General features: G+C 71.1%; 21 protein-coding genes and 1 tRNA gene. 12 read left to right on the top strand and 10 right to left on the bottom strand.

Annotated features, from left to right (window positions below; genetic code table 11):
- Positions 1-256: 256 nt before the first annotated feature.
- A complete protein-coding gene (locus OG899_RS16215) occupies positions 257-688 on the top strand; it encodes a nuclear transport factor 2 family protein (RefSeq protein ID WP_168132026.1) in 432 nt (143 codons plus the stop codon).
- Complete coding sequence (locus OG899_RS16210) at positions 685-1,623, top strand: MBL fold metallo-hydrolase (RefSeq protein WP_229814551.1); 939 nt, start codon at positions 685-687, stop codon at positions 1,621-1,623. The genes OG899_RS16215 and OG899_RS16210 overlap by 4 nt, the downstream gene beginning before the upstream one ends.
- 13 nt (positions 1,624-1,636) lie before the next feature.
- Here OG899_RS16210 and OG899_RS16205 read toward each other — a convergent pair whose 3' ends face one another.
- Positions 1,637-2,155, bottom strand: coding sequence for a flavin reductase family protein (locus OG899_RS16205; RefSeq protein ID WP_168132027.1), 519 nt, complete (start codon positions 2,153-2,155; stop codon positions 1,637-1,639).
- Positions 2,156-2,356: 201 nt separating this feature from the next.
- Between OG899_RS16205 and OG899_RS16200 the strand changes: the two genes are divergently transcribed.
- Positions 2,357-3,976, top strand: a complete 1,620-nt coding sequence (locus OG899_RS16200; RefSeq protein WP_168132028.1) for an MDR family MFS transporter — start codon at positions 2,357-2,359, stop codon at positions 3,974-3,976.
- A gap of 78 nt (positions 3,977-4,054) precedes the next feature.
- Here the strand turns inward: OG899_RS16200 and OG899_RS16195 are convergent, their stop codons facing one another.
- Positions 4,055-5,203 (bottom strand): glycosyltransferase, encoded by a 1,149-nt coding sequence (locus tag OG899_RS16195; RefSeq protein WP_168132029.1) that lies wholly within the window; start codon positions 5,201-5,203, stop codon positions 4,055-4,057.
- A 163-nt stretch (positions 5,204-5,366) separates the two neighbouring features.
- Here OG899_RS16195 and OG899_RS16190 point away from each other — a divergent pair, with 163 nt between their 5' ends.
- The 3 genes from OG899_RS16190 (at position 5,367) to OG899_RS16180 (ending at position 8,135) form a co-directional block, all read left to right on the top strand.
- The gene (locus OG899_RS16190; protein WP_168132030.1) at positions 5,367-6,428 is read left to right on the top strand and encodes a glucose-1-phosphate thymidylyltransferase; all 1,062 of its coding nucleotides are present in this window, start codon (positions 5,367-5,369) and stop codon (positions 6,426-6,428) included.
- Positions 6,428-7,396, top strand: a complete 969-nt coding sequence (gene rfbB / locus OG899_RS16185) for a dTDP-glucose 4,6-dehydratase (protein ID WP_168132031.1) — start codon at positions 6,428-6,430, stop codon at positions 7,394-7,396. Before OG899_RS16190 ends, rfbB begins: the two co-directional genes overlap by 1 nt.
- 115 nt (positions 7,397-7,511) lie before the next feature.
- A complete protein-coding gene (locus tag OG899_RS16180) occupies positions 7,512-8,135 on the top strand; it encodes a DsbA family oxidoreductase (protein ID WP_168132032.1) in 624 nt (207 codons plus the stop codon).
- Between the two features lie 31 nt (positions 8,136-8,166).
- Here OG899_RS16180 and OG899_RS16175 read toward each other — a convergent pair whose 3' ends face one another.
- The 7 genes from OG899_RS16175 to fabG all read right to left on the bottom strand — a co-directional run bounded on the left by OG899_RS16175 (position 8,167) and on the right by fabG (position 15,273).
- Complete coding sequence (locus tag OG899_RS16175; RefSeq protein ID WP_168132033.1) at positions 8,167-9,276, bottom strand: hydrolase; 1,110 nt, start codon at positions 9,274-9,276, stop codon at positions 8,167-8,169.
- 125 nt (positions 9,277-9,401) lie between these two features.
- A complete protein-coding gene (locus OG899_RS16170) occupies positions 9,402-10,427 on the bottom strand; it encodes a Gfo/Idh/MocA family protein (RefSeq protein ID WP_168132034.1) in 1,026 nt (341 codons plus the stop codon).
- Positions 10,424-11,752 carry an NDP-hexose 2,3-dehydratase family protein gene (locus OG899_RS16165; protein ID WP_229814552.1) on the bottom strand — a complete coding sequence of 443 codons (1,329 nt, stop codon included), beginning with the start codon at positions 11,750-11,752 and terminating at the stop codon, positions 10,424-10,426. Before OG899_RS16165 ends, OG899_RS16170 begins: the two co-directional genes overlap by 4 nt.
- A complete protein-coding gene (locus OG899_RS16160) occupies positions 11,746-12,555 on the bottom strand; it encodes a DUF6081 family protein (protein ID WP_168132035.1) in 810 nt (269 codons plus the stop codon). Before OG899_RS16160 ends, OG899_RS16165 begins: the two co-directional genes overlap by 7 nt.
- Positions 12,556-12,700: 145 nt before the next feature.
- Positions 12,701-13,717, bottom strand: a complete 1,017-nt coding sequence (locus tag OG899_RS16155; protein WP_168132036.1) for an LLM class flavin-dependent oxidoreductase — start codon at positions 13,715-13,717, stop codon at positions 12,701-12,703.
- Between the two features lie 24 nt (positions 13,718-13,741).
- Positions 13,742-14,482, bottom strand: a complete 741-nt coding sequence (locus tag OG899_RS16150) for an SDR family NAD(P)-dependent oxidoreductase (protein ID WP_168132037.1) — start codon at positions 14,480-14,482, stop codon at positions 13,742-13,744.
- A complete protein-coding gene (fabG, locus tag OG899_RS16145; protein WP_168132038.1) occupies positions 14,482-15,273 on the bottom strand; it encodes a 3-oxoacyl-ACP reductase FabG in 792 nt (263 codons plus the stop codon). The genes OG899_RS16150 and fabG overlap by 1 nt, the downstream gene beginning before the upstream one ends.
- A gap of 214 nt (positions 15,274-15,487) precedes the next feature.
- Here fabG and OG899_RS16140 point away from each other — a divergent pair, with 214 nt between their 5' ends.
- The 4 genes from OG899_RS16140 to OG899_RS16125 all read left to right on the top strand — a co-directional run bounded on the left by OG899_RS16140 (position 15,488) and on the right by OG899_RS16125 (position 19,322).
- Positions 15,488-16,753 (top strand): beta-ketoacyl synthase, encoded by a 1,266-nt coding sequence (locus OG899_RS16140; protein ID WP_168132039.1) that lies wholly within the window; start codon positions 15,488-15,490, stop codon positions 16,751-16,753.
- Positions 16,750-17,997, top strand: a complete 1,248-nt coding sequence (locus OG899_RS16135; RefSeq protein WP_168132040.1) for a ketosynthase chain-length factor — start codon at positions 16,750-16,752, stop codon at positions 17,995-17,997. The genes OG899_RS16140 and OG899_RS16135 overlap by 4 nt, the downstream gene beginning before the upstream one ends.
- A 17-nt stretch (positions 17,998-18,014) precedes the next feature.
- A complete protein-coding gene (locus OG899_RS16130) occupies positions 18,015-18,269 on the top strand; it encodes an acyl carrier protein (protein ID WP_168132041.1) in 255 nt (84 codons plus the stop codon).
- A gap of 96 nt (positions 18,270-18,365) precedes the next feature.
- Positions 18,366-19,322 carry an aromatase/cyclase gene (locus OG899_RS16125; RefSeq protein WP_229814553.1) on the top strand — a complete coding sequence of 319 codons (957 nt, stop codon included), beginning with the start codon at positions 18,366-18,368 and terminating at the stop codon, positions 19,320-19,322.
- Between the two features lie 295 nt (positions 19,323-19,617).
- On the opposite strand, the gene OG899_RS16120 is transcribed toward OG899_RS16125, so the two are convergent.
- A tRNA-Leu gene (locus tag OG899_RS16120) sits at positions 19,618-19,700 on the bottom strand.
- Positions 19,701-20,179: 479 nt separating this feature from the next.
- On the opposite strand from OG899_RS16120, the gene OG899_RS16115 reads away from it, so the two are divergent.
- Together OG899_RS16115 and OG899_RS16110 are read left to right on the top strand one after the other, a co-directional pair.
- Positions 20,180-20,980, top strand: a complete 801-nt coding sequence (locus OG899_RS16115; RefSeq protein ID WP_125496875.1) for an ABC transporter ATP-binding protein — start codon at positions 20,180-20,182, stop codon at positions 20,978-20,980.
- Between the two features lie 60 nt (positions 20,981-21,040).
- Complete coding sequence (locus tag OG899_RS16110) at positions 21,041-23,569, top strand: ABC transporter permease (protein WP_189428367.1); 2,529 nt, start codon at positions 21,041-21,043, stop codon at positions 23,567-23,569.
- Positions 23,570-23,608: the final 39 nt, after the last annotated feature.

Below are 23,608 nucleotides of genomic sequence, written 5' to 3'. Positions count from 1 at the left end.
ACAGCGCGGTCCGCGCTCACCACCTCCCACCACCCGGTTTCACTTGGCCCAGATGAATCAGCCGTCACGCAGCACCGTCCTTCCGCCGGTCCGCCCCCGCACATCCCATCCTTCAACCTCGAGTCGACTTGAGGTCAACAGTGTGTGCGCACGGGTCTCCACCGGCACGGGGCGCTCGAGCCGGACTACAGGTCGCCTCGACCGCCTGCGACCAGGCTGACGGCATCGACTCGTCCACGGCCCCGAAGGAGCACCAGTGTCCGTCTCGACCGTCCGCCCGGACGTCTATGCACAGGTCCAGCACTTCTACGCCCGTCAGATGCAGGCACTCGACGCAGGCCGGTTCGCCGACTACGCGAACACGTTCACCGAGGACGGCACGTTCCAGCACTCGCCCGGCGCGCAGCCGGCGGTCGGACGCGCCGGCATCGTCGCCGAACTCGAACGGTTCCACGAGCGGTTCGCCGACGACCCGGTACAACGGCGTCACTGGTTCAACCATGTCGCGCTGGAGCCGCTGCCCGACGGATCGCTGTCGTCCACGGTGTACGCGCTGATCGTCACCGTACGCCCCGGCGGCACGCCGAAGATCGGGCCGAGCTGCGTGGTCCACGACGTCCTGGAGATCACCGAGGAGGGCGTCCTCACCCGGTCTCGTCTGGTCACCCACGACCAGGAGGCGGCGTGACCGCACCAGTGAGCGCTCCGGACACGCAGTCCCCCGGATCCACGCCGCGGCTGCTTCAGGTCGCCGACGGAGTGTTCGCCTACGTCCAGCCGGACGGGGGATGGTGCCTCAACAATGCCGGCCTGGTGACCGGCCAGGGGCGGGGCCTGCTCGTGGACACGGCCGCCACCAGCGGCCGGGCCGAGGCGCTGCGTGCCGCCGTCCTCCCAGTCCTGGGCACCGCGCCGGAACTGCTGGTCAACACCCATGCACACGGTGACCACACGTTCGGCAACTTCCGCTTCCCGGAGGCGGTGGTCGTCGCGCAGGAGCGGGCCCGCACCGAGATGCGGGAGACGGGCCTGCATCTGACGCACCTGTGGCCGGACGTGGACTGGGGCCCAGTGGAACTGGTCGAGCCCTCGGTGACCTTCGACCACCGGCTGGTGCTCCACCTCGGGCAACGGGACATCGAACTCCTGCACGTGGGCCCCGCCCACACCACGGGGGACACGGTGGTGTGGCTACCGACGGAGCGCGTCGTGTTCACCGGTGACGTGGTGATGAACGGGGTGACCCCGTTCGTCCCGATGGGTTCGATCGCCGGATCTCTGGCGGCACTGGACACACTGCGCGGCCTGAATCCGGCGGTGGTCGTGCCCGGACATGGCCCCGTCACCGACGCGTCGGTGTTCGACGAGGTCGAGGGCTATCTTCGGCTGCTCCGGGAGCTGGGGGAACGCGGACCGGCCGCCGGGCTGTCCCCCCTCGACCTGGCCCGGGACGCCGACCTGGGGCCCTACGCCGACTGGATCGACGCCGAGCGGATCGTCCCCAACCTGCACCGGGCCTACGCGGAGGCGCAGGGGGCAGCCGGCGGATCCGCCGTGAACATGAACGAGCTCTTCGCACAGATGGTGGAATTCCACGGTGGCCTGCCCGCGTGCCACGCCTGAGCCGCGCCGGCCCTCACATGCCGATCGCGCTGCGCCGGCGCATGCGGTGCCACGGGGTGAAGACACCCTGCTGGTACAGCAACGGCGAGGCCGTCTTCCGCAGGACGGCGTGCTCCATGCGACCGATGAGCAGCGTGTGGTCGCCGGCCGGCACGCTGCGCTCCAGCGAGCACTCGACGTGTCCGAGCACCCCCTCGAGCAGGACGGGACAGGCAGTGACGACGTCACCCGGACGCCAGCCCACGTCCTTGAACTTCCGCGACGACCGGCGGGCGAAGGAGCGCGCCAGATCCTCACCCGCCTCGGCGGACAGCAGATGGAGCGCGAAGGTCCCCGAGCGGATCATCGCGGGCAGGGTCCGCGACTGCCGGCCGGCACTGACCAGCAACAGGGCCGGATCCAGGGAGACCGCGCAGAAGGCACTGCAGGTGAATCCCGTGGGTTCCCCGTCCGGGCCCATCGTGGTCACCACCGCCGTGGCCGTCGGCACCGAACCGAAGAAGTCGCGGAATGTCTCGGGTCCCACTGCCACGCCTCTCACCACCGTTCTGTCAGGGCTTGCGCGGCGGCCCTTCCGGCCGCGCTGACCACGCTCGCCGCACCTGCTGGAGACCACCTGGACTCCCGGTCGAACGGCCCGCGGCGGCTTGACCTCAACTGCGATCGAGGTTGCAGGGTGTGGTGGTCCTCAACACCCCAGCCGACACCGCGTTTCAGCCAAGGAGTACTACCCATGACCGACACCGCGAGGCCGCCGGCCCAGTCGGAAACGACCGGCGGGCCGAAACCACACGCCAAGATCATCCTTATAGGGCTCATGCTCGGGATGTTCCTGTCCTCGCTGGACCAGACCGTGGTGGCCACCGCGATGCGCACCATCACCGACGACCTGCACGGGCTGACCCAGCAAGCATGGGTGACCACCGTCTACCTGATCACCTCGGTCGTCTCCACCGCTCTGTACGGCAAACTGTCCGACGACCACGGCCGCCGACCGGTCTACCTGCTGGCCGTGGGCATCTTTCTGGCCGGTTCCGTGCTGGCCGGCCTGAGCCAGGAGATGTGGCAGCTGATCGCCTCCCGTGCCGTCCAGGGCATCGGCGCCGGCGGTCTGATGAGTCTGGCGTTCACCATCCTGGCCGATGTGGTGCCGATGCCGCAGCGCACCCGGTACCAGGCGTGGTTCGGTGCCGTTTTCGGCGTCTCGGCCGTCGTCGGGCCCGTGGTCGGCGGCTGGTTCGCCGGCATGGACACCTTCCTCGGCGCCACCGGCTGGCGCTGGGCGTTCTTCATCAACGTCCCGATCGCCGTGGCCGCAATGGCGATCATCGGCCGGCTGCTGCGGCTGCCCAAGCCCCAGGCGGCCGGTCGGCAGACCGACGTGCTCGGCCTTGCGACCCTGGTGGTCTGCCTGGTGCCGCTGCTGATCGCCGCCGAGCAGGGCCGCGCCTGGGGATGGGGCTCCGGCAGCACACTGGCACTGTTCGCCGTCGGTGTGGTGGGTCTGGTGCTGTTCCTGCTGGCGCAGCGGCGGGCGGGCGAGGCGGCGATACTGCCGCTGAGCCTGTTCCGCAACCGGGTCTTCACCCTGGTCAACGGCGCCAATGTGATCGTCGGGATGGGCGTGTTCGGCGTCCTGACCGTACTGCCGATGTACCTGCAGATCGTCCGGGGACTGACACCGACGCAGGCCGGCCTGATGCTGCTGCCGCAGACCGTCGGCATCGTCCTCTCGGGCCGGGTCGCCGGACCGTACGTGGCCAGGACGGGCAACTACAAGATCGTGATCGCGACGGGTGTCGTGCTGATGGCGGTCGCCTCGTGGTGGCTGAGCACGACGAAGATGGACACCGGACTGTGGCAGACCGGGGGCGCGACCCTGGTGATGGGCGTCGGGGTGGGCTTCTCCTGGCAGGTGATGCTGGTGGCGATCCAGCGCAACGCCGCACCGCAGAACATGGGCGCCGCGATGGCGTCGTACACCTTCTTCCGGCAGATCGGGTCGACGGCCGGCGCGTCGGTGTTCCTCGCGGTGTTCTTCGGCACCGTCAGCGGGCACGTGGCACGCTCCTATGCGGACGCCGCCTCGGACAGCGCGTTCGCGGCTGCTGCCCATGACCCGTCCGTCGCCTCTCAGCCGGCCAACCGCATCCTGCTCCGGGGCGCCGACGGCAGTCTGGATCTGGACGACACCTCGTTCCTCGCACACGCCGACGACCGGATCGCACGCCCCCTGCTTCAGGCCATGACCCAGGCCATCGACGAGGTGTACCTGGTCAGTGGCTGCTTCCTCGTCCTGGGCGTCCTGCTGTCGCTGTTCGTCCCGCAGCAGCGTCCGCATCAGACCGCGTAAGGCGCGAGCGGGGCCGAGGCATCGGCGTCGCGGTACGCCTCGGCCCTCGCTGTCGTGCGCGGCCGGACGCAGGTGCGGTCACGCCGCCGTCCGGCCGCGCACCATGTCCACGATGGCTTGGGTCACCTCGTGCGGGGTGGGCAGGGAGGCGATCTCCGCGGCCAGTTCCCGGGTCCGGGCCGCGTAGGCAGGGTCCTCCAGCAGCTCACGGCAGGCCTTGGCGACGTTGTCCGGTGCGTCGTCCTTGCCGGCAGTGAGCATGATGGCGGCACCGTAGTCGGCGAGCCGGGCCGACATGCCGACCTGTTTGGGCATGCCCGGAATCACCAGCTGCGGCACCCCGCACACGATGGCGTGCAGCATGGTGTTGCCCCCCGCCCGGTGCACCAGCAGGTCGCAGGTCCGCAGGACCACGTCGAGCGGCAGCCAGCCCGCCCGGACGTTGTCCGGCAGCTTCCCCAACGCATCGGCCATCTCCTGCGGAGCGGCGATGAGCAGCTCGACGTCGAGTCCGGCCACCTTTTCCACCAGCGCCGACAGCGCCTCGGGCTCGTAGTCCGCGGAGATGCGGCTGCCCGCGGACACCAGGACACGCGGAAGGTCACCACGCGTGTACATCCACGGTTCCAAGGCCCGCTGGGTGTTGAACGGCACATACCGCATGAACTGTGCGGGACCGGCGTCGGGGCGGCGCACCGACGGCGGACACAGCTCGATGTCCATGTCCGGTGCGGGAAGGGCGGACAGCCCCATCTCCTCCATCTCGGGGGCCAGTTCGGCCGCCGCGGCCAGATCGATGATGACCGGTTCCCCCATGTTGAGGGCATGCCGCACCCAGGGCAGCCCGTACCGGTGCGCCAGCAGTGGTGCGGCATACGACAGTGAACCGCCCACGATGACGTCCGGCCTCCAGCTCTCGACCAGCGGGACCAGCCCTTCCATGCTGCCGAGGGCGAGCCGGGCCATGCCACGGCCGTTGAACAGGTTCCGTTCGTGGGGGTCGGCGGGGATGCTCATCTGCCGGCCATGGCGGTCCCGCTGCATGAAGTCGAACATCGTGCGCGACGTGATGGGGGCACCCGGAAGGCTCGTCGCTGCGACGAGCGGCATCACGTTCTCCGTCGCTCCGACGATCACCTCGTGGCCCGCGTTGCGGGCGGCCTGTGCCAAGGGCGTGATGGGGAACACCGCGCCCGCGCTTCCTCCGGAGACAAACAGGAATCTCATGACCGGGACGGTAGGGCGACCAGGTCAAGGCGTTCTGGAGCAGAACTCGAGCGGCGGCCGGGACTTCGGTCAGGTCCAGCCGTAGTGGACCGTCCCTCAAGCGTCGCTGCCCAGGATCGTCCCCGTAGCGAACCCGGGACACAGGCGTGAGTGAGAGGCTCCGATGAAGGCACTAGTTCTGTCCGGCGGGACGGGGACCAGGCTGCGTCCCCTCACGCACTCCATGCCGAAGCAGCTGATGCCCGTGGCCGGCAGGCCCATCCTGCTGCACTGCCTGGACAACATCCGTGCCATCGGTATCACCGAGGTCGGCATCGTCGTCGGCGAGCACGCGGAGGCCATCGAGGCCGCCGTCGGCGACGGCTCCGCGCTCGGTCTGGACATCACCTACCTGCGCCAGGAGGCCCCGCTGGGTCTGGCGCACTGCGTCCTGCTCGCCAGGGACTTCCTGGGCGCGGACGACTTCGTGCTGTACCTGGGGGACAACGTGCTGGTCCCGGGCATCGCCGAGGCGGCCGCGGATTTCCGACGGCGACGGCCGGCGGCCCAGCTGATGCTGGCCAAGGTGGCGGACCCGCGCGCCTACGGGGTGGCCGAACTGGAGTCCGACGGCCGGATAAGGGCCCTGGTGGAGAAACCCCGGCAGCCACGCAGCGACCTGGCGGTCATCGGCGTCTATTTCTTCACGCCGGCGGTGCACGCCGCAGTCCGCGCCACCACCCCCAGCGACCGTGGTGAGCTGGAGATCACCGACGCGATCGGCCGGCTGTTGCACACCGGCCAGCGTGTCGTCGGAGCGGAGTACGCGGGCTACTGGAAGGACGCCGGCTCCCCCGACGACCTCCTGGAGTCCAATCGCGTCCTGCTCGCCGCGGTCCGCGCCGAGGTCCGCGGCACGGTGGACCGGGCCACGGCACTGCACGGCCCCGTCGTCATCGAGGAGGGCGCCGTGGTGACCCGCTCACAGCTGACGGGCCCGGTGGTGATCGGCGCCGGCAGCCGGGTGAACGGCAGCACGGTCGGTCCGCATGTCACCCTCGGCCGTGAGTGCCTGCTGCAGGACGCCGGGATCAGCGACTCGATCGTCCTCGACGGGGTGTCGATCCAGGGGGTGCGCGGCCTGTCCGGTTCACTCATCGGACGTTCGGCCACGGTGCGCACGGCCGGGCCCGCCCATCGGCGGCTGATCATCGGCGATCACTGCCGGGCGGAGGTGGCTGCGTGATGCGGCGCCTGCTCGTCACAGGCGGAGCCGGTTTCATCGGCTCCCACTACGTGCGGGGTGTGTTGAGCGGGGCACTGCCGGATTCGGCAGACCTGCAGGTGACGGTGCTGGATCTGCTCACCTACGCCGGACGTCGGGAGAATCTGCCGGCCGCGCACCCCCGGCTTCGTTTCGTGCACGGCGACGTGTGCGACCAGGAGCTGCTGGACCGGATCGTGCCCGGTCACGACGCGGTGGTCCACTTCGCGGCCGAGTCTCACGTGGACCGGTCGCTCACCGGTCCGGGCGCCTTCGTCCACACCAATGTGGTCGGCACTCAGCGGCTGCTGGACGCAGCAGTGCGCCACGGTACGGAGAGGTTTCTGTACGTGTCCACCGACGAGGTGTACGGCTCGATCCGTACCGGCCGGTGGACGGAGGACAGTCCCCTGCTGCCGAACTCGCCCTACGCCGCGTCGAAGGCGGCCGGCGACCTGCTGGCCCGCGCCTATCACCGCACGTACGGTCTGGACGTACGCATCACCCGCTGCTCCAACAATTACGGCACCCATCAGCATCCGGAAAAGCTCATACCGCGCTTCGTCACCCGCATCCTGGCCGGACAGCCCGTCCCGCTGTACGGGGACGGACGCAACGTGCGCGAATGGCTGCACGTGGAGGACCATTGCCGTGCACTGCAGCTGGTCCTGACCCGGGGCCGGGCCGGTGAGGTCTACAACGTCGGTGGCGGCGAGGCCCTGAGCAACCGGGACATGACCGCGCGTCTGCTCAATCTGCTGGACGCCCGATGGGACGTGGTCCGACACGTCGAAGACCGCAAAGGCCATGACCTGCGCTACGCGATCGACGACACGAAGATCCGCGAAGAGCTGGGGTACGCCCCGCGCTGGTCGCTGGACCGGGGACTGCCGCAGGTCGTCGCCTGGTACCGCGAGCACGCCCGGATGTGGCCCGCCGGTGTGCTCTGACCGCCCGGGCACCCCGGGCGCACCTCCGCCGGCCTCGGCGCGGTGACCGACACCGTTGACCTCGACACGAGTCGAGGTTGCACGATGCACTCGATGCACAGCGGAAGGAGGACCGGTGAAGGTCGAGATGTGGGCGGACATCATGTGCCCCTGGTGTTACATCGGCAAGGCACGGTTGGACCGTGCGCTGGCCGCCGTCGACCGGGGGCACGAGGTCGAGACGGTCTGGCGGAGCTTCGAGCTGCGCCCCCAGCAGCCGCGCGTACCCGGTGCCACGCTCGGTGAGATGATGCGCCGCCGCTTCTCCCTGAGCACGGACCGGACCAGCGACCTGTTCGAGCGCATCCGCGCCCTGGGTGCCGAGGAAGGGCTCGACATCAGGCTGGACGGCCTGCGACCGGTCAACTCCTTCGACGCTCAGCGGCTGATCCACCGTGCTGCCGGGTCGGGCCTGGCAGGCAGGCTCGCGGACCGGCTGTTCCGTGGCTACTTCACCGAGCATCTGAACGTGGCCGACCACGCCGTGCTGCTCCGGCTGGCGACGGACGCCGGCCTCGATCCGGCGACCGTGCGCAAGGTGCTGGGAAGCGACGCGCACGCCGCCGACGTCCGCCGCGACGAGCGGCAGGCCGGGGAACGTGGCGTCACCTCCGTGCCGGCCGTCTTCGTGGAGGAGGTCCCGGTCGGTGAGGGTGTGCCCACGGTCGCCGAACTGACCGACGCGCTGAAAGCCGGCTGACGAGTGCGTCGGCGGCGCGCAGCGCGCCGGGTCAGTCCTTCAGCAGGTGCCGGCCGTAGGCGTCCGCGGTGGCCTCCTGGTCGAGCACCACATGGCTGACCGCCGAGTGGGCATCGCGCCAGTACCGTTGGAGTACGGCCGAGTCCTGGTGGGCTCGGGTGCCCGCGGCGGTGAACAAGCGGTCCACCGCCGCCACGGCCAGCCGGGCGGCGTAGGCGCAGTCCCGCCCGTTGCGGGCCACGTCGAGATCGGTCATGGATCCGGAGTCGGCGGTGCGGGCCGCCTGGAGCAGCAGCAGGCGAGCGGTGTCCGCGTGGGCCGATGCCTCCCCCAGTGCCACCGCGGCGCGGCCGTCCGGCCCGGTACGCCGTGCTGCGGCCTCGTCCCGCCAGGCTGCCAGAGCACCGCAGGCGGCACCGACCACCGGGGCGGCGAAGCACAGGCCGTTGACGCCTTTCAGCGGCACTCGGTGGCAGGGCGCCTCGGCACCGGGAGCCACACCCTCGGTGACTGCGTCGCGTGGGAACGTCAGGTCGTCCGGAACCCGGACGTCCTCCGCCACGAGGGTGTTGCTGCCGGTGCCCCGCATCCCCACCGGTGCCCAGGTGTCCTCGACGCGATAGGCGTCGCGCGGAATGGCGAGGAAGCGCGCACCGGACCGTTCGTCCGTGGGCACCGCGCACACCAGGGCCCAGTCCGAATGGTCGACCAGGCTCACATACGGCCATGCGCCGCTGAGCAGCCAGGCGTCTCCGTCCCGCCGGATACGGCCGAGCGGCATCAGCCCGCCCACGATCAGCGTGTCCGGCCCCGTCGCCCACAGGCGCTTCTGGCCGGTTTCCGGCAGATAGGAGGCCATGCGCCCCAGCGATGCCGTCAGCGAGGCACCCCAGGCCGAGGACGGGCAAGCCGCACCGATCACGGTCACCGCCTCGACGACGTCCTGGAAGGTGCCTGCGTCACCGCCGTGCCGCGCGGGCACGAAGTGCCGTGCGAAGCCCGCCGAGATCAGCGCACGCACGACCTCGGTGCCGAGACGCCGTTGCCGCTCGGACTGCTGCGCATGGCCGGCGGCGATCCGTGCGACCTCCTCGGCGGCCGTCAGCACGGTGGCCGGAGCGGTGGAACCCGAATGAGGCATCGTGCTCATCTCCTCGTGAGACCCGGGAAAGACATGACGAAGGACGGGAGGGAAGTGCCGCAGACCGGTGTCCGTGCGCCGGCATGCGGACGGTGGGCCCGGCACGTGACCGGCCTCGGGCCGCGTCAGACGTGCACCACCTCGGCCGCCTCGCGGACGGCGTCGATCAGCAGGGCCTGGCGCAGTGACCGTGCGGCGCGGTCCTGCTCGCCGGACTGCGGGCTCCGCACCGCCCGTGCGAACGCCGCGAGGGCGGCCACGGCCTGGTCGTGGGCAGGCAGGATCCGTTCTTCCACCTCGCCCGCACGCTCCAGCCGGAGCAGCGGACGATGGCCGGGCGGGGGTGAGTATGCTCGGTCCAGGCTCAGCCGTCCCCGGCTTCCGAGCAGCTCCCAGCGGGCGGTGTACTCGTGCTCCATGCCGAACGTGACCTGCGCGGCCACGCCGTCGCTCGCCCGCACCATCAGCGCCGCTCCCCCCACATCGACGCCCGACGACCGGTCGTGTCGCAGCACGGCGCTGCTGACGTGGAGGTCGGGGCCGAGAAGCTCCATGGCCAGGCGCAGCGGGTAGACACCCATGTCGAACAGCGCGCCGCCCTCCAGGTCGGCGCGGTAGCGGATGTCACCGACGGGCCGCGGCGGGACGGTGAAGACCGCGGTGAGTGCACGCGGTGCACCGATCACCCCGTCGGCCAGCAGCTCTTCGACCGCCGTGTACGCCGGGTGGTGGGGGAACATGATGTTCTCGGCCAGCACCAGGGACCGTTCCCCGGCGAGGGCCAGCAGCCGCTCGGTGCGGTCGTACCGGCTCGTCAGCGGCTTCTCCACCAGGACGTGTTTGCCGGCGAGCAGCGCCCGCCGGGCCCACTCGGCGTGCAGAGACAGCGGCAGCGGAACGTACACGGCGTCGATGTCGTCGCGCTCCAGCAGGGCGTGGTAACCCGTCACCGCGGCACATCCGTAGGGCCGTGCCGTCGTCCGTGCACGGGACGCGTCCCGGCTGGCCACCGCCGTCGGCTCGGTGTCCGGGCACGCGGCCAGGGCAGGCAGCATGCGGCGCACGGCGATGTCCGCGCAGCCGACGACCCCCACACGCACCGGCCGGGTGCCGTCCGTCCGGCCGGTCTCGGCCCGTGCGACGTCGCTCATGTCATGGCCTCCTGACCGTGTCCGGGGAGCGTGTGGACGCAGGTGAGCAGGCAACGGGCCTCCACGTTGACCATGCCGCCCAGCTGTGCGGCACGGGTGAGCTGGTCCACACTGACCCACATGTGTGTCTCCGGCACGTCGAGCGGCAAGCCGGCGGCTTCCACCACCACATACCGGTTGGCCGCGTGGTGGAACCGGCCGCCCTCCTCGGAGTGGACCGTGTCGAACAGCACCCGCTCGGTCGGCGCCTGCAGCACCGTGTCCAGGAAAGGCGGCCGCGGTCCGGAGACGGGCAGGTTGCCGGGCGCGCACTGCACCGTGGGCGCCAGTTCGCAGACGTCGGCCGTGCCGGCCTCGTAGCGGACCTGGACCAGCAGGTGGCGCACACCACCGATCTCCTTGCTGAGGAACGCCACCACGCCCTGAGAGGCGGGGGCGAGCATGGGCTGCGCCCAGGAGGTGACCTCCCGGGAGGAGGCGCTCACCTCGACGCCGATGATGCGGAAGAAGCGTCCGTCGTCCCTGCGGATCTCCCCGTCCTCCCGGTGCCAGCCGTCGGCCTCCCGCAGCGGGACGACACACCGCTCGACGCGGTGTCGCAGCTTGCTCCGAGTGAGGTGGTGCTGCAGGTCCGTCCAGGTGTGCAGGGGCTTGCCGGGCGCGCCTTTCCGGGGAGGCGGACCCGGCCGCGGCAGGCCGGCCAGGACGGTCCGGGTGTCCATGTTCACCAGGTGCGGCACCCGCAACAGGTCCGGCAGCACGGGCAGCGGGACCCAGCAGTAGTCGTCGTGCACGTCGACCGCTTGCTCCGGCGGGAGCTCGACGATCATGTTGCGGTTGCGTTTGGCGAGGAACCACGACCCCTGTTCGCTCTGCAGCGCGTCGTACCGCACGGTTCCCGGCCGCGGACGCAGGAAGTGCTCCAGGTAGCGCACGGCCGAACCGCGATGAACCCTGGTGTAGTTGCTGACCGTCGCCTGGACCGTGGGCGAGAGCTGTACGGCGTTGATGTTCCCCGGCTCCGTCTTGGCCTGGAGGAGCACGTGCGGTACGCCCTCGTGGCGCTGCAGGAGAATGCCGAGCACACCGTGCTCCGTCTGCCGGATGACGGGTTGTGCCCAGCTGCGCGCGACGGGCCCCGTGGCCGTGATGCGCAGTCCTTCGACGGAGAAGAAGCGGCCGGTGCGGTGGTGCAGGTTGCCCGTCTCGGGATCGGTGCGCCAGCCGTCGAGTTCGTCAAGTGGCACCTGCTCGACCCGGAAGGAGTGGGCCGCGCACCGCTCGGCGAACCAGCGCTCGAAATCGGCGGTGTCCCGGATCAGCACGGGGTGCCTCGCGTGACGGTCACGTCGTGGGCGATCAGCCGGACGCCCTGCCCGCAGGGTGGTTCAGCGATCAGCACCAGGCCGGCAGCGAGTGCCGCGGGCCGTGCCGTGGTGGCAGGCCCGGGGGTCCACAGCTCGGGCCGGTACCGGTCGTCCAGTGGCTGTCCCAGTTCCTCGACGGTGAAGACCTCGGAGCCGTCCAGCAGCCAGCGGGCGGTGCCGGCGGCGTCCACGGACAGCGCGCAGCGGTGGACGTCGTGGGGGGTGCGGGACGCGAGCGGTACCGCGTACAGGAACTCCGCGCGCCCGTCGCCGACGGGTATCACCCCGTACATGGCCCACACCTGCTCGTTGGTGAGCGCAATGTTCAGAGCGAGCCCGGCGTCCCGGGCGATGACCACCAGGGCCGCGGAACCGCACAGGGGGTGAGGGCCGGGACCACCGTCGCCGGCCTGCGCCGCGCGAGGGTGCCGGTGGGGCCGGAAGACCTCGGCGGACAGGGTCGCCTCGGTGACGAGCACACCGCCGTCGGGGTCGAAGGGCTGGGTGAAGGCCGCCCAACGCACGTGGTGCACCGGTTCGCCGACGGGCGGCAGCATGAACATCGGGTCGCCGTCGACGGGATCACGGTCCGACGACTCCACGATCAGCGCACCGTCGGTGGTGCGGACCGTGCCGTCGCCGTCCGGCAGTGACGGGGTGGGGCGCAGGCTCCAGGGCGCGTCGGGCCGCTGCCGCGGGTCCCGGGTGCGCAGGCCCTGGGCGAAGTCGTCGTGGAACAGACAGGTGAGGGAAGCGGTCATATCGACGGTCTCCTGGTGGGAACGGTCTCGGGCATCGCTGTGCGGCGGGGTCGTCCTGCAAGGCTCCGAAACCGGGCGGAGAAGGAAGGGCGGGGCTTGTCGAGGGGGTGGCGGCCGCGCGCACCGGACGGGCCGTACCCCGGACTCAGTCCGCGGCGCCCGAGCTCTCCAGAGCGTGGGCCGCGGCACGGACGATGGCCAGCCGGCCCTCCGGACCGGTGGCCGCTGCGGAGACCATGATCCCCAGGCGGGTCACCCCGGCCTCCGCGTAGGCGCGCATGCGGTCGGCGATCCGGCCGACCGGGCCGAGCAGCGCCGTACGGTCCAACAGTCCGAGCGGGAGGACGGCCCCGGCACCACGCCTGTCACCTGCCTCGATGCGTTCCGCGAAGCGGTCCACCTCGGCCTCGTACCCCATGGATCTGGCCAGGGCGCAGTAGACGTTGCGGGCGGGATCCCCGATGCCCATCAGGTGGACGTAATGGCCGCGCACCAGATCGGCGGCCTCCTGCACGGTGTCCGCCACGGCGGTGGGCAGGCTGGGCAACACCTCGAAACCGTCCAGTCCGCGGCTGCCGCGTCCCTTCCGGATGTGCCCGACGGCCTCGGTGACGGCCTCCGGGGAGGTGAAGACGCCCAGCCATCCGTCCGCGATCTCGCCGGCCAGCCGCAGGCTGCGCGGCCCGACGGCCGCCAGCAGCACCGGCACGCGACCACCGGACGGTTCGGTGAGCAGGCGCAGCGGGCCGGACGTGCCGACCTCGAAGTGTTCGCCCTGGTACATCACCGGTGCGCCGGACAGGGCCTGGCGCACGATGTCCACGTACTCCCGGATGCGGCCGAGCGGGCGGTCGAACGGCACGCCGTACCAGCCGAGGGACACGTCCGGGTTGGACACGCCCAGGCCGAGCCGGAAGCGTCCGCCGCTGACGGCGTTCAGGGTGGCCGCCGTCAACGCCGCCATACCGGGAGGCCGGCCGGGAATCTGCATGACCCCGGAGATCAGCTCGACGCGTTCGGTCATGCCGGCGACCAGACCGAGGACGGCGGCTGCCTCCGAGCGGAGTCCCTCCGGGGCCAGCACGGCGGCGTATCCGGCCTGCTCGGCCGCGCGCGCCAGTTGTCCGGCTTCCCACGGGACGAGGTTGACGGCGAGCTGCATGTCCCTCCTCGGGCACGGATCGGTTCACATGAGGTGGGCGCCGCCGTCGACCAGCAGGACCTGCCCGGTGGTGTAGGTGGAACGCACGAGTCCCAGGACGGCATCGGCCACGTCCTCGGGCCGGCCCGTACGACGCAGCGGCGTGGATCGCCGCACGTGTTCGGCGATGGGGGCGAAGAACTCGTCGGCCTGCGTCCAGGGGGTCTCGACGAGTCCGGGGGCGACCGCGTTGACCCGCACGGCCGGGCCGACCGCGTGGGCCAGCAGCCGGGTCATGTGTTCCAGCGCGGCTTTGCTCACCGCGTACGGGATGGAGCTCCCGGCCGGCCGGCTGCCGGCCACGGACGAGACGTTCACGACCACGCCGGAACCGCCGGCGCTGAGGTGCGGCATGGCGGCCACGGTGGTCTGCCAGGTGCCGAAGACGTTGAGGTCGAAGATCTCCCGCCATACCTGCGGTGTCGCGGCGGCCAGATCGGCGTGCGGGATTTTCCGTGTGCGGCCGGCGTTGTTCACCAGGACGTCCAGCCGGCCGTAGTGTCCGACCGCCGTGTCCACCAGCCGCTGCGCCTCGTCGGGCACGGAGACGTCCGCCTGGACGTAGAGCCCGTCCGGAAGGGCGGCCGCGGTCTCCTTGCCGGCGGCGGTCGAGCGCGCCGAGTTGACCACGACGCGGTATCCCTCGGTGGCCAGCCGCTCGGCGAGCGCCCGCCCGATGCCCGAGGAGGAACCGGTGACCAGGGCGACGGGTGCGTCGGCGGCCATCAGTAGTTGCCCAATCCGCCGCAGACGTTCAGAGCCTGAGCGGTCACCGCGGCGGCGGCGTCGCTCACCAGGTACTCCACCATCGCGGCCACCTCGTCGGGCTCCACGTACCGACCGAGCGGCACCCGCTCGGTGATGCGCTCGTAGGCCTCGTCCTCGGACACGCCCCAGATGCCGGCGTAGTGCTTCCGCACTCGCTCCGCCATCGGTGTCTCCACGAAACCGGGGCAGACCGCGTTCACCGTGATACCGGTACGGGCCAGTTCGAGGCCCAGCGCCTTGGTCAGGCCCACCACGCCGTGTTTGGAGGCCGAGTACGGCGCCGCGTGCACGACGCCCTGCTTGCCGCCTGTGGAGGCGATGTTGATGATCCGTCCTCGCTTCCTGGCCAGCATGCCGCCGGGCCCGAGCACCTCCTTGGTCACCAGGAAGACGCTGTTCAGATTGGTGTTGATGACGTCGTACCAGAGTTCGTCGGGCAGCTCGGCGGTGGCGCCTCCGCCGCTGCGGCCGGCGTTGTTCACCAGGATGTCGATCGAGCCGTAGCGGTCTGTGACCGACGCCACCAACGCGCGGACGGCTGCCGGATCGGTGACGTCACAGACCACGCCGTCGGCCTCGTGGTCCTCGAAGCGCAGTTCCTCGACCGTCCGGGCCACGCGCTTGTCGTCCCGGGCGCAGAGGAACACCCGGGCCCCTCGGCCGGCCAGCCGCCGGGTGATGGCCAGGCCGATACCGCTCGTCGCACCGGTCACCAGGGCCACCGGCGGGGACGCCGTCGCCGTCGTCATGCTCGCTCCTTCCGTGGGGCGGGCCGCAGCCGGTCCCGCGGCCCGGAGCCACTGTGACCAGGGCCTCTGGAGAGGCGCTGGAGCCCGGGTGGAACGGTCCCGGCCCCACCTGGGCACGAGCGGCATTCGAGGCGCACGGGTCAGGGTGCCGGTGTTCACAGGTCCGGTGGGCGAAAGGAGCCCCAGCGATGCCCATCAGCACAGGAGGACGAGGATGACGCGGCGAGTGGTCATCACCGGTATGGGTGTCCGCGCCCCCGGCGGGTCCAGCACGAAGGAGTTCTGGGACCTGCTCGCCTCGGGCCGTACGGCCACCCGGCCGATCAGTCTCTTCGATGCCTCCGCGTTCCGTTCCCGCGTCGCGGGCGAGGTCGACTTCGACGCGCAGAAGGAGGGTTTCTCGCCGCGGGAGATCCGGCGCATGGACCGGGCCACTCAGTTCGCCGTCGCCTGCACTCGGGACGCACTGGCCGACAGCGGGCTGGAGACCGCGGACCTCGACCCCTGCCGGGTGTCCGTGGTGCTCGGCACCGCTGTGGCCTCCGCGACCAGCCTGGAGAACGAGTACCTGGTGATGTCGGACTCCGGGCGGGAGTGGCTGGTGGACCCCGCCCATCTGTCGCCCTACATGTTCGACTACCTCAGCCCGGGCGTGATGGTCGCCGAAGTGGCCTGGACGGTCGGCGCAGAAGGACCGGTCACCATGGTCTCCGACGGCTGCACCTCCGGACTCGACTCCGTCGGCTACGCCGTGCAGCTCATCCGGGAGGGAACCGCCGACGTCGTGGTGGCCGGCGCGACCGACACCCCCATATCGCCGATCGTCGTGGCCTGCTTCGACGCGATCAAGGCGACGACGCCACGCAACGACGACCCCGCGCACGCCTCCCGGCCCTTCGACCGCAGCCGCAACGGTTTCGTTCTCGCCGAGGGCGCCGCCATGTTCGTCCTGGAGGACCTTCACGCCGCACGGCGTCGCGGCGCGCACGTCTACGCCGAGGTCGGCGGCTACGCGACGCGCTGCAACGCCTACCACATGACGGGCCTGAAACGGGACGGTCGGGAGATGGCGGAGGCCATCCGTGCCGCACTGGACGAGGCGCGCCTGGACCGCACCGCCGTGGACTACGTCAACGCCCATGGGTCGGGCACCAAGCAGAACGACCGCCACGAGACCGCCGCGTTCAAACGGAGCCTCGGGGACCACGCCTACCGCGTCCCCGTCAGCTCGATCAAGTCGATGGTGGGGCACTCCCTCGGCGCGATCGGATCCGTCGAGATCGCTGCCTCGCTCCTCGCGATGGAGCACGGAGTCGTACCGCCGACCGCCAACCTGCACGACCCCGACCCCGAGTGCGACCTGGACTACGTGCCACTGTCCGCACGGGAGCAGCGCATCGACACGGTGCTGACCGTGGGCAGCGGCTTCGGAGGCTTCCAGAGCGCGATGGTCCTGCACCGCCCGGAGGTGGTCCGGTGAGCGCGCGGAGCACCGCACCCCGTGTCGCGATCACCGGTGTGGGTGTGATCGCCCCCGGCGGCACCGGTACGGAGGCCTACTGGCAGTCGCTGCTGTCCGGAGTGTCGAGCATCCGGGAGCTCACCCGGTTCGACGCCTCACGCTACCCGTGCCGCCTGGCCGGCCAGATCGACGACGACTTCGACACCGCAGGCCTCGTGCCCGCCAGGTTGCTTCCCCAGACGGACATCTCCACTCGCTACGCGCTCGTCGCGGGGCACCACGCCCTGTCCGACGCCGGTGTGGCGTCCGGGCCCGAGGCGGCACCCGACTACGCCATGGGCGTCGTCACCTCGACCGCGCAGGGCGGTTTCGATTTCACGCACCGCGAGTTCCGCAAGCTGTGGCACCAGGGGCCTGAGTACGTCAGTGTCTACGAGTCCTTCGCCTGGTTCTACGCCGTGAACACCGGCCAGCTGTCCATCCGGCACACGCTGCGCGGGCCGAGTGCCGCCCTGGTGGCGGAGCAGGCGGGCGGCCTGGACGCGATCGGCCATGCCCGCAGGACCGTGCGCCGCGGGACCCCTTTGATGCTGACCGGAGGCATCGACTCGGCGTTCGACCCCTGGGGATGGTCGTCACAGCTGGCCGGCGGCCTGGTCAGCACGGTGGACGATCCGGAGCGCGCGTACCTGCCGTTCGACGACGACGCATCGGGATATGTGCCCGGGGAGGGCGGGGCGATGTTCGTCCTGGAGGACCTGGACGCCGCTCTGCGCCGCGGCGCGGAGCGGATCTGGGGGGAGGTGGCCGGATATGCGGCCACCTTCGATCCGGCGCCCGGAACGGGACGGCCGCCGGGTCTGGCCCGCGCTGCCGAACTCGCCCTGGCCGACGCCGGTCTGGCGCCCGACGACGTCTCGGTGGTGTTCGCCGACGGCGCAGGCGTACCCCGCCTGGACAGGGCCGAGGCGGCAGCCCTCACCGCACTCTTCGGGCCCCGCGGTGTGCCTGTGACCGCGCCGAAGGCGCTGACCGGCCGACTGTGCGCGGGCGGTGGTCCCGCCGATCTCGCGGCCGCGGTCCTGGCCCTGCGCGACCAGGTCGTCCCCGCCACCGGCCGCACGGTGAACGTGCCCGAGGAGTACGCCCTCGACCTGGTCACCGGTGAACCCCGGGAGGCCGCCCTCAGCACGGCTCTCGTCCTGGCGCGTGGACGCCACGGCTTCAACTCTGCCCTCGTGATCACCCTTCCCCGGCCCTGACGACAAGGAGACCTGGTATGGCCCGGATGACTCTCGACGATCTGCGCACCCTGCTCATCGCCTGCGCCGGCGCCGACGAGGGAAGCGATCTCTCCGGCGACATCCTCGACACCCCCTTCGAGGACCTCGGGTACGACTCTCTGGCTCTGATGGAGACCGCTGCCCGCATCGAGCGGGACTACGGGGTCACCCTGTCCGACGAGCAGGTGACCGACGGCCTCACACCGCGCATCCTGCTGGCGCTGGTCAACGAGGCCCTGGCGGTCGGCTGATCCGCTCCCCGACCGCAACGGCGCCGCGCCCGCGGCCGCCCGACGACGTCGTCGCCGCACCACCGATGCAATCCGCCCCTCCCGGAAAGAGAGTCGATGATGCCTCGCGCCGCCGCCCCTCCCGTCGTCCACCGCACCGAGCACACCCTGACCGTCGCTGCGCCGGCGGACACGCTGTACGCCCTGGTCGCGGACGCAGACAGGTGGCCCGCCGTCTTCGCCCCCACAGTCCACGTCCACCACCTCAGCCGCTCGGCACGAAACGAACGCTTCGAGATCTGGGCCATGGTCGGCGAGGAGGTGGCCCATTGGCGTTCCTCGCGGATCCTGGACCCGCAGCGCCGCTACGTGTACTTCCGTCAGGAGCACAGCCGACCGCCGGTGACGTCCATGTCCGGCGGCTGGTTGGTGCGTCCCCTGCCGAACGGACACTCCGAGGTCGTCCTGCGGCACCGCTTCACGGTCCAGGACGACGACCCCGCAGCGGTCGACGCGCTCCAGGAGGCATTGGACCGCAACAGCGAACGGGAACTGGGCGCGCTGGCCGCCCTCACCCGGACCGGCCACCCCGCCGATGAACTGGTGTTCTCCTTCACCGATACCGTCACGTCGCCCTGCGCGCCCGAGGAGGCCTATGCCTTCATCGAGCGTGCCGACCGCTGGCCCGAGCTGCTTCCCCATGTGGCCCGGGTCCGTCTGGACGAGCCGGCCGAGGGAGTCCAGCACCTGGAGATGGACACGGTGACGGCGGACGGCTCCGCGCACACCACCCGCTCCGTCCGCATCTGCCGGGCACCGGAATGGATCGCCTACAAACAGCAGCGCACCCCCCGGCTGCTCGCCGGGCACGCCGGTCTGTGGACGTTCGCCCGCACTCCGGATGGCACCGCAGCCACCGCCCGGCACACGGTGGTGCTCGACCCCGCGTGCATCGGAGCCGAGCTGGGGACTCACGCCACGCTGCGGGACGCGCGGGCCCACGTCAGGGAACTGCTGCGCCGCAACAGTGCGGCCACCTTGCGTCACGCCCTGGAACACGCTCTTCGCGGCTGACCTCCGGTCGCACGGCGAGGGATCCTGGGCTCGGCCGTCGCGGCCTGGTGCGGCTGCCGCGCCCCGACCGGGACGGCCGGAGGGGCACCGTGGCCATGCCGTGACGCCCGGGCCTCGGCCGGATCGTGCGCCGGGGACCGAAGGTGCCCTCACCCGACTCCGCGCCCGCGGCCGGACGCCGTCCGGCATCCCGTGTGCCGTGTCCGTCCGGCGTGCTCCCGCCGCCTGCCCGCTGCGGACAAGGAAAACGGCCCCGGAGGGCCGTTCTCGCAGGTCATGCGGAGGCGAGAAGAAGTGCCCGGAACCGGACTCGAACCGGTACGCCCGCAAGGGGCAGCGAGGTTTAAGCTCGCCGTGTCTGCATTCCACCATCCGGGCAGGCCGTGGGCTCCGCACAGGTTCCGAGCCTATCGGGAGGTGTCCCCTGAACAGCGGACGGACGGACCGATGTTGTCTTATTTTATTGACATCTGAGGGTGCATCAGGCCGGAGAGCGACCATCGGACGCACCTGTCAGTAGCGTTGCGTGCGGCAAGGGGGCGTGCACGCGAAATGACGGAATTTCACCGTCCGGACACGACCGGCACCGGCGGCCGTGCACCGGGCAGGTTCCGGCGGCGGACCCGAGGCCGTCGGACACCCGCGATCCCCTGCCGGCCTGGGCCTGACGGCCGGGCGGCGCGGGGCGTTCTCCGGTGCGGGGATCATCCCCAGGTATGACACGGCGGGCCTCGGTCAGACCCGAGTCGGCCCTGGAAACGGGAACAGCGTCTGACGGTGCGGGGCCGGGCGGCGGCGACGATGGGAGCACATCCCACGTTCGAGCACCGTCGTCGTTCTCTCAGGAGATCCCACCCGTGACCACCTCTTCCTTCGCCGGGCGGACCACCGCCGTGGCCGCACGTGCCACGGAGCTGTCGAAGATCTACGGACAGGGCGAGACCCAGGTGGTCGCCCTGGACCGGGTCTCGGTGGACTTCGCCCAGGGGCAGTTCACCGCGATCATGGGGCCGTCCGGGTCCGGCAAGTCCACGCTGATGCACTGCGTGGCCGGGCTGGACTCCTTCACCTCCGGCTCGGTGCGCATCGGCGACACCGAGCTGGGGTCGCTGAAGGACAAGCAGCTCACCCGGCTGCGGCGGGACAAGATCGGTTTCATCTTCCAGGCGTTCAATCTGCTGCCCACGCTGACGGCCCTGGAGAACATCACCCTGCCCATGGACATCGCGGGGCGGAAGCCCGACCGGCAGTGGCTGGAGTCGGTGATCGAGATGGTCGGTCTGTCCGGGCGGCTGGGGCACCGGCCCTCGCAGCTGTCCGGCGGTCAGCAGCAGCGCGTGGCGGTCGCCCGGGCGCTGGCCTCGAAGCCGGAGATCGTCTTCGGTGACGAGCCCACCGGCAACCTCGACTCGCGGGCCGGTGCCGAGGTGCTGGGCTTCCTGCGCAACTCGGTGCGGGAACTGGGCCAGACGGTGGTGATGGTCACCCACGACCCGGTGGCGGCGTCGTACGCGGACCGGGTGGTGTTCCTCGCCGACGGCCGGATCGTGGACGAGGTGTACGGGCCGACCCCGGACGCGGTGCTGGACCGCATGCGCAGCCTTCCCGGCGGCGGCCCGCGCATCCCCTCGGCCGGCGCCGAGGGCCGCGTCGGCTGACCCCGCGCACCCGGACCTCCGCCCACTGCCCCCTCGTACCCGATGGACTGAGACACACCCATGTTCCGCACCGCCTTGCGCACCGTGCTCGCGCACAAGGCCCGGCTCCTCATGACCGTGCTCGCCGTGATGCTCGGCGTCGCCTTCGTGTCGGGGACCCTGGTCTTCACCAACACCGTCTCCGGCGCCCTGGAGAACAGCTCGGCCAAAGGCTTCGACCACGTCGACGTGGCCGTCCGGCCCGTGTACCAGGAGGGCGAGGGCGACCGGGTCGGCAAGCTGCCGGAGCTGACCGACGCCACGCTGGACACCGCCCTCCATGTGCCGGGGGCCGCCTCCGCCATCGGTGTCGTCAAGGGCTTCACCGCGATCGCCGACCGGCACGGGGAGCTGATCGGAGGCGGGTTCCGCTCCGAGGGCGGCAACTACTGGGGGGACGACGATCCCCGCTACCCGCTCGTCGCCGGCACCGCCCCGCACGGCAAGGACCAGGTGCTCATCGACTCCAGGACCGCCCAGCGGGCCGGCTACCGGGTCGGTGACACCGTGCGCATCTCCGTCGACGGCCCGGTCCTCACCCCGACGATCAGCGGCGTGTTCACCACCGACGACGGCAATGTCACCGCCGGCGGCAGCCTCGCCCTGTTCGACACCGCCACCGCCCAGCAGCTGTTCGGCAAGCCGGGCACGTACGACGAGATCGACGTGAAGGCGAAGCCGGGCACCGCTCAGAGCGTGCTGAAGCAGCAGCTGGACGCGGCGCTGCCGAAGGGACTGACCAAGACCACCACCGCGGACCAGCTGGCCTCGGACCAGGCACGGGTCATCGCCGACTCGATGAGCAGTATGAAGAACGGCCTGCTGGTGTTCGCCGGGATCGCGCTGTTCGTCGGCACGTTCATCATCGCCAACACCTTCACCATGCTGGTCGCCCAGCGCACCAAGGAGCTGGCGCTGCTGCGGGCGATCGGGGCGTCGCGCCGGCAGGTGACCCGGTCGGTGCTGATCGAGGCGTTCGTGGTGGGTGCGGTCGCCGCCCTCGTCGGGCTGGCCGCCGGCATCGGCATCGGGGCGGGGATGCGTGCCCTGCTCGGATCCTTCGGCACCACGCTGCCCGACGGACCGCTGGTGGTGACGCCCAGCACGGTGGCCGCCGCGCTCGCGGTCGGCATCCTGGTGACCATGCTGGCGGCGTGGCTGCCCGCCCGGCGGGCGGCGAAGATCCCGCCGGTGGCGGCGATGAGCAGCATCCACGCCACGGCCACCACCAAGTCGCTGGTGCTGCGCAACACCCTGGGTGCGCTGCTGGCGGCGGCCGGTGCGGGGCTGGTGCTGGTGGCCACCACGATGAGCGGGGACTCCGGTCAGGCCCCCATGGGGCTGGGCGCCGTGCTGCTGATCACGGGTGTGTTCGTGCTGACGCCGCTGCTGTCCCGGCCGGTGATCGCGGCCGCCGCGCCCGTGCTGCGCGCCTTCGGGGTGGCGGGCAAGCTGGCCCGGCAGAACGCGGTCCGCAACCCGCGCCGCACGGCGGCCACCGCCTCGGCGCTGATGATCGGGCTCACCCTGATCACGGGCATGACGGTGGTCGCGAACAGCATGCAGCTCGCGGTCGAGAAACTGGCCGCCGCCGCGATCCGCGCCGACTACGTGGTGTCCATGGCCAACGGCAACTTCCTCTCCCCGGACGTGGAGCGGAAGCTGGAGTCCGCCGAGGGCGTCACCGCCGTCAGCCCGATGCGCAACGCGATCTCCCGCATCGACGACGAGACGGAGTTCCTGACCGGCGTCGACGGTGCCTCGTTCGGCGAGCTGACCGACCTGCCGGTGGCCGACGGCACCTTCACGATCGACGGCACGAAGGTGGTCGTCGACCGCGACACCGCCGAGGACCACCACTGGACGGCCGGTTCCCGCTTCACCGTCTCCTACGAGGACGGCCGCAAGCAGCAGCTGACCGTCGCCGGCGTCTACCGGCCCAACGAGATGATGCGCGGCATCCTCGTGGACAAGGACACCCTGGCCCCGCACCAGTCCGATCCGGCGGACATGCAGATCCTGGTGAAGACCGCCGACGGCCCCGGGGACGCCGTCAAGGCGCGGCTGGTGCAGGCGACCGGGTCCAACCCGGCGATCCTGATCCAGGACCGGCAGGACATCTCCGACGGCATCGCGCGCAGCGTCACGCTGGTGCTGAACATGCTCTACGGCCTGCTGGCGATGGCGGTGATCGTGGCGGTCCTCGGCGTCGTCAACACCCTGGCGATGTCGGTGGTCGAGCGGGCCCGGGAGATCGGCATGCTCCGCGCGATCGGGGTGGACCGGGCGGGCGTGAAGCGCATGGTGCGCCTGGAGTCCCTGGTGATCTCGCTGTTCGGCGGCGTGCTCGGCATCGTCCTCGGCATGTTCTTCGGCTGGGCGGCCGGGGCGCTGGTCGGGAACCAGCTGGAGACGTACGAGCTGGTGCTGCCGTGGGGCCGGATGGCGGTCTTCCTGCTGCTGGCGGGCGTGGTCGGCGTCCTGGCGGCACTGTGGCCGGCGCGGCGCGCGGCCCGGATGGACATGCTGCAGGCCATCACCTCCGAGTGACGGCCCGGCCGGCGGGCGAGGGCCCCGTTCCGGTGACCG

Origin of the sequence: Streptomyces thermoviolaceus, assembly GCF_045209695.1 — a bacterium.
GTDB lineage: Bacteria > Actinomycetota > Actinomycetes > Streptomycetales > Streptomycetaceae > Streptomyces > Streptomyces thermoviolaceus.
Note: the sequence above shows the minus strand (reverse complement) of the source record. Positions and strands in the feature narration are given on the sequence as shown.

Bases quoted from the DNA above. Each gene is read 5' to 3' on its own strand.
- rfbB (WP_168132031.1), top strand. From the start codon at position 6,428: ATGCGGCGCCTGCTCGTCACAGGCGGAGCCGGTTTCATCGGCTCCCAC.
- OG899_RS16125 (WP_229814553.1), top strand. From the start codon at position 18,366: ATGATGCCTCGCGCCGCCGCCCCTCCCGTCGTCCACCGCACCGAGCAC.
- OG899_RS16195 (WP_168132029.1), bottom strand. From the start codon at position 5,203: ATGAGATTCCTGTTTGTCTCCGGAGGAAGCGCGGGCGCGGTGTTCCCC.
- OG899_RS16150 (WP_168132037.1), bottom strand. From the start codon at position 14,482: ATGGCCGCCGACGCACCCGTCGCCCTGGTCACCGGTTCCTCCTCGGGC.
- OG899_RS16175 (WP_168132033.1), bottom strand. From the start codon at position 9,276: ATGCCTCATTCGGGTTCCACCGCTCCGGCCACCGTGCTGACGGCCGCC.
- OG899_RS16170 (WP_168132034.1), bottom strand. From the start codon at position 10,427: ATGAGCGACGTCGCACGGGCCGAGACCGGCCGGACGGACGGCACCCGG.
- OG899_RS16155 (WP_168132036.1), bottom strand. From the start codon at position 13,717: ATGCAGCTCGCCGTCAACCTCGTCCCGTGGGAAGCCGGACAACTGGCG.
- OG899_RS16190 (WP_168132030.1), top strand. From the start codon at position 5,367: ATGAAGGCACTAGTTCTGTCCGGCGGGACGGGGACCAGGCTGCGTCCC.
- OG899_RS16200 (WP_168132028.1), top strand. From the start codon at position 2,357: ATGACCGACACCGCGAGGCCGCCGGCCCAGTCGGAAACGACCGGCGGG.
- fabG (WP_168132038.1), bottom strand. From the start codon at position 15,273: ATGACGACGGCGACGGCGTCCCCGCCGGTGGCCCTGGTGACCGGTGCG.
- OG899_RS16130 (WP_168132041.1), top strand. From the start codon at position 18,015: ATGGCCCGGATGACTCTCGACGATCTGCGCACCCTGCTCATCGCCTGC.
- OG899_RS16160 (WP_168132035.1), bottom strand. From the start codon at position 12,555: ATGACCGCTTCCCTCACCTGTCTGTTCCACGACGACTTCGCCCAGGGC.
- OG899_RS16140 (WP_168132039.1), top strand. From the start codon at position 15,488: ATGACGCGGCGAGTGGTCATCACCGGTATGGGTGTCCGCGCCCCCGGC.
- OG899_RS16110 (WP_189428367.1), top strand. From the start codon at position 21,041: ATGTTCCGCACCGCCTTGCGCACCGTGCTCGCGCACAAGGCCCGGCTC.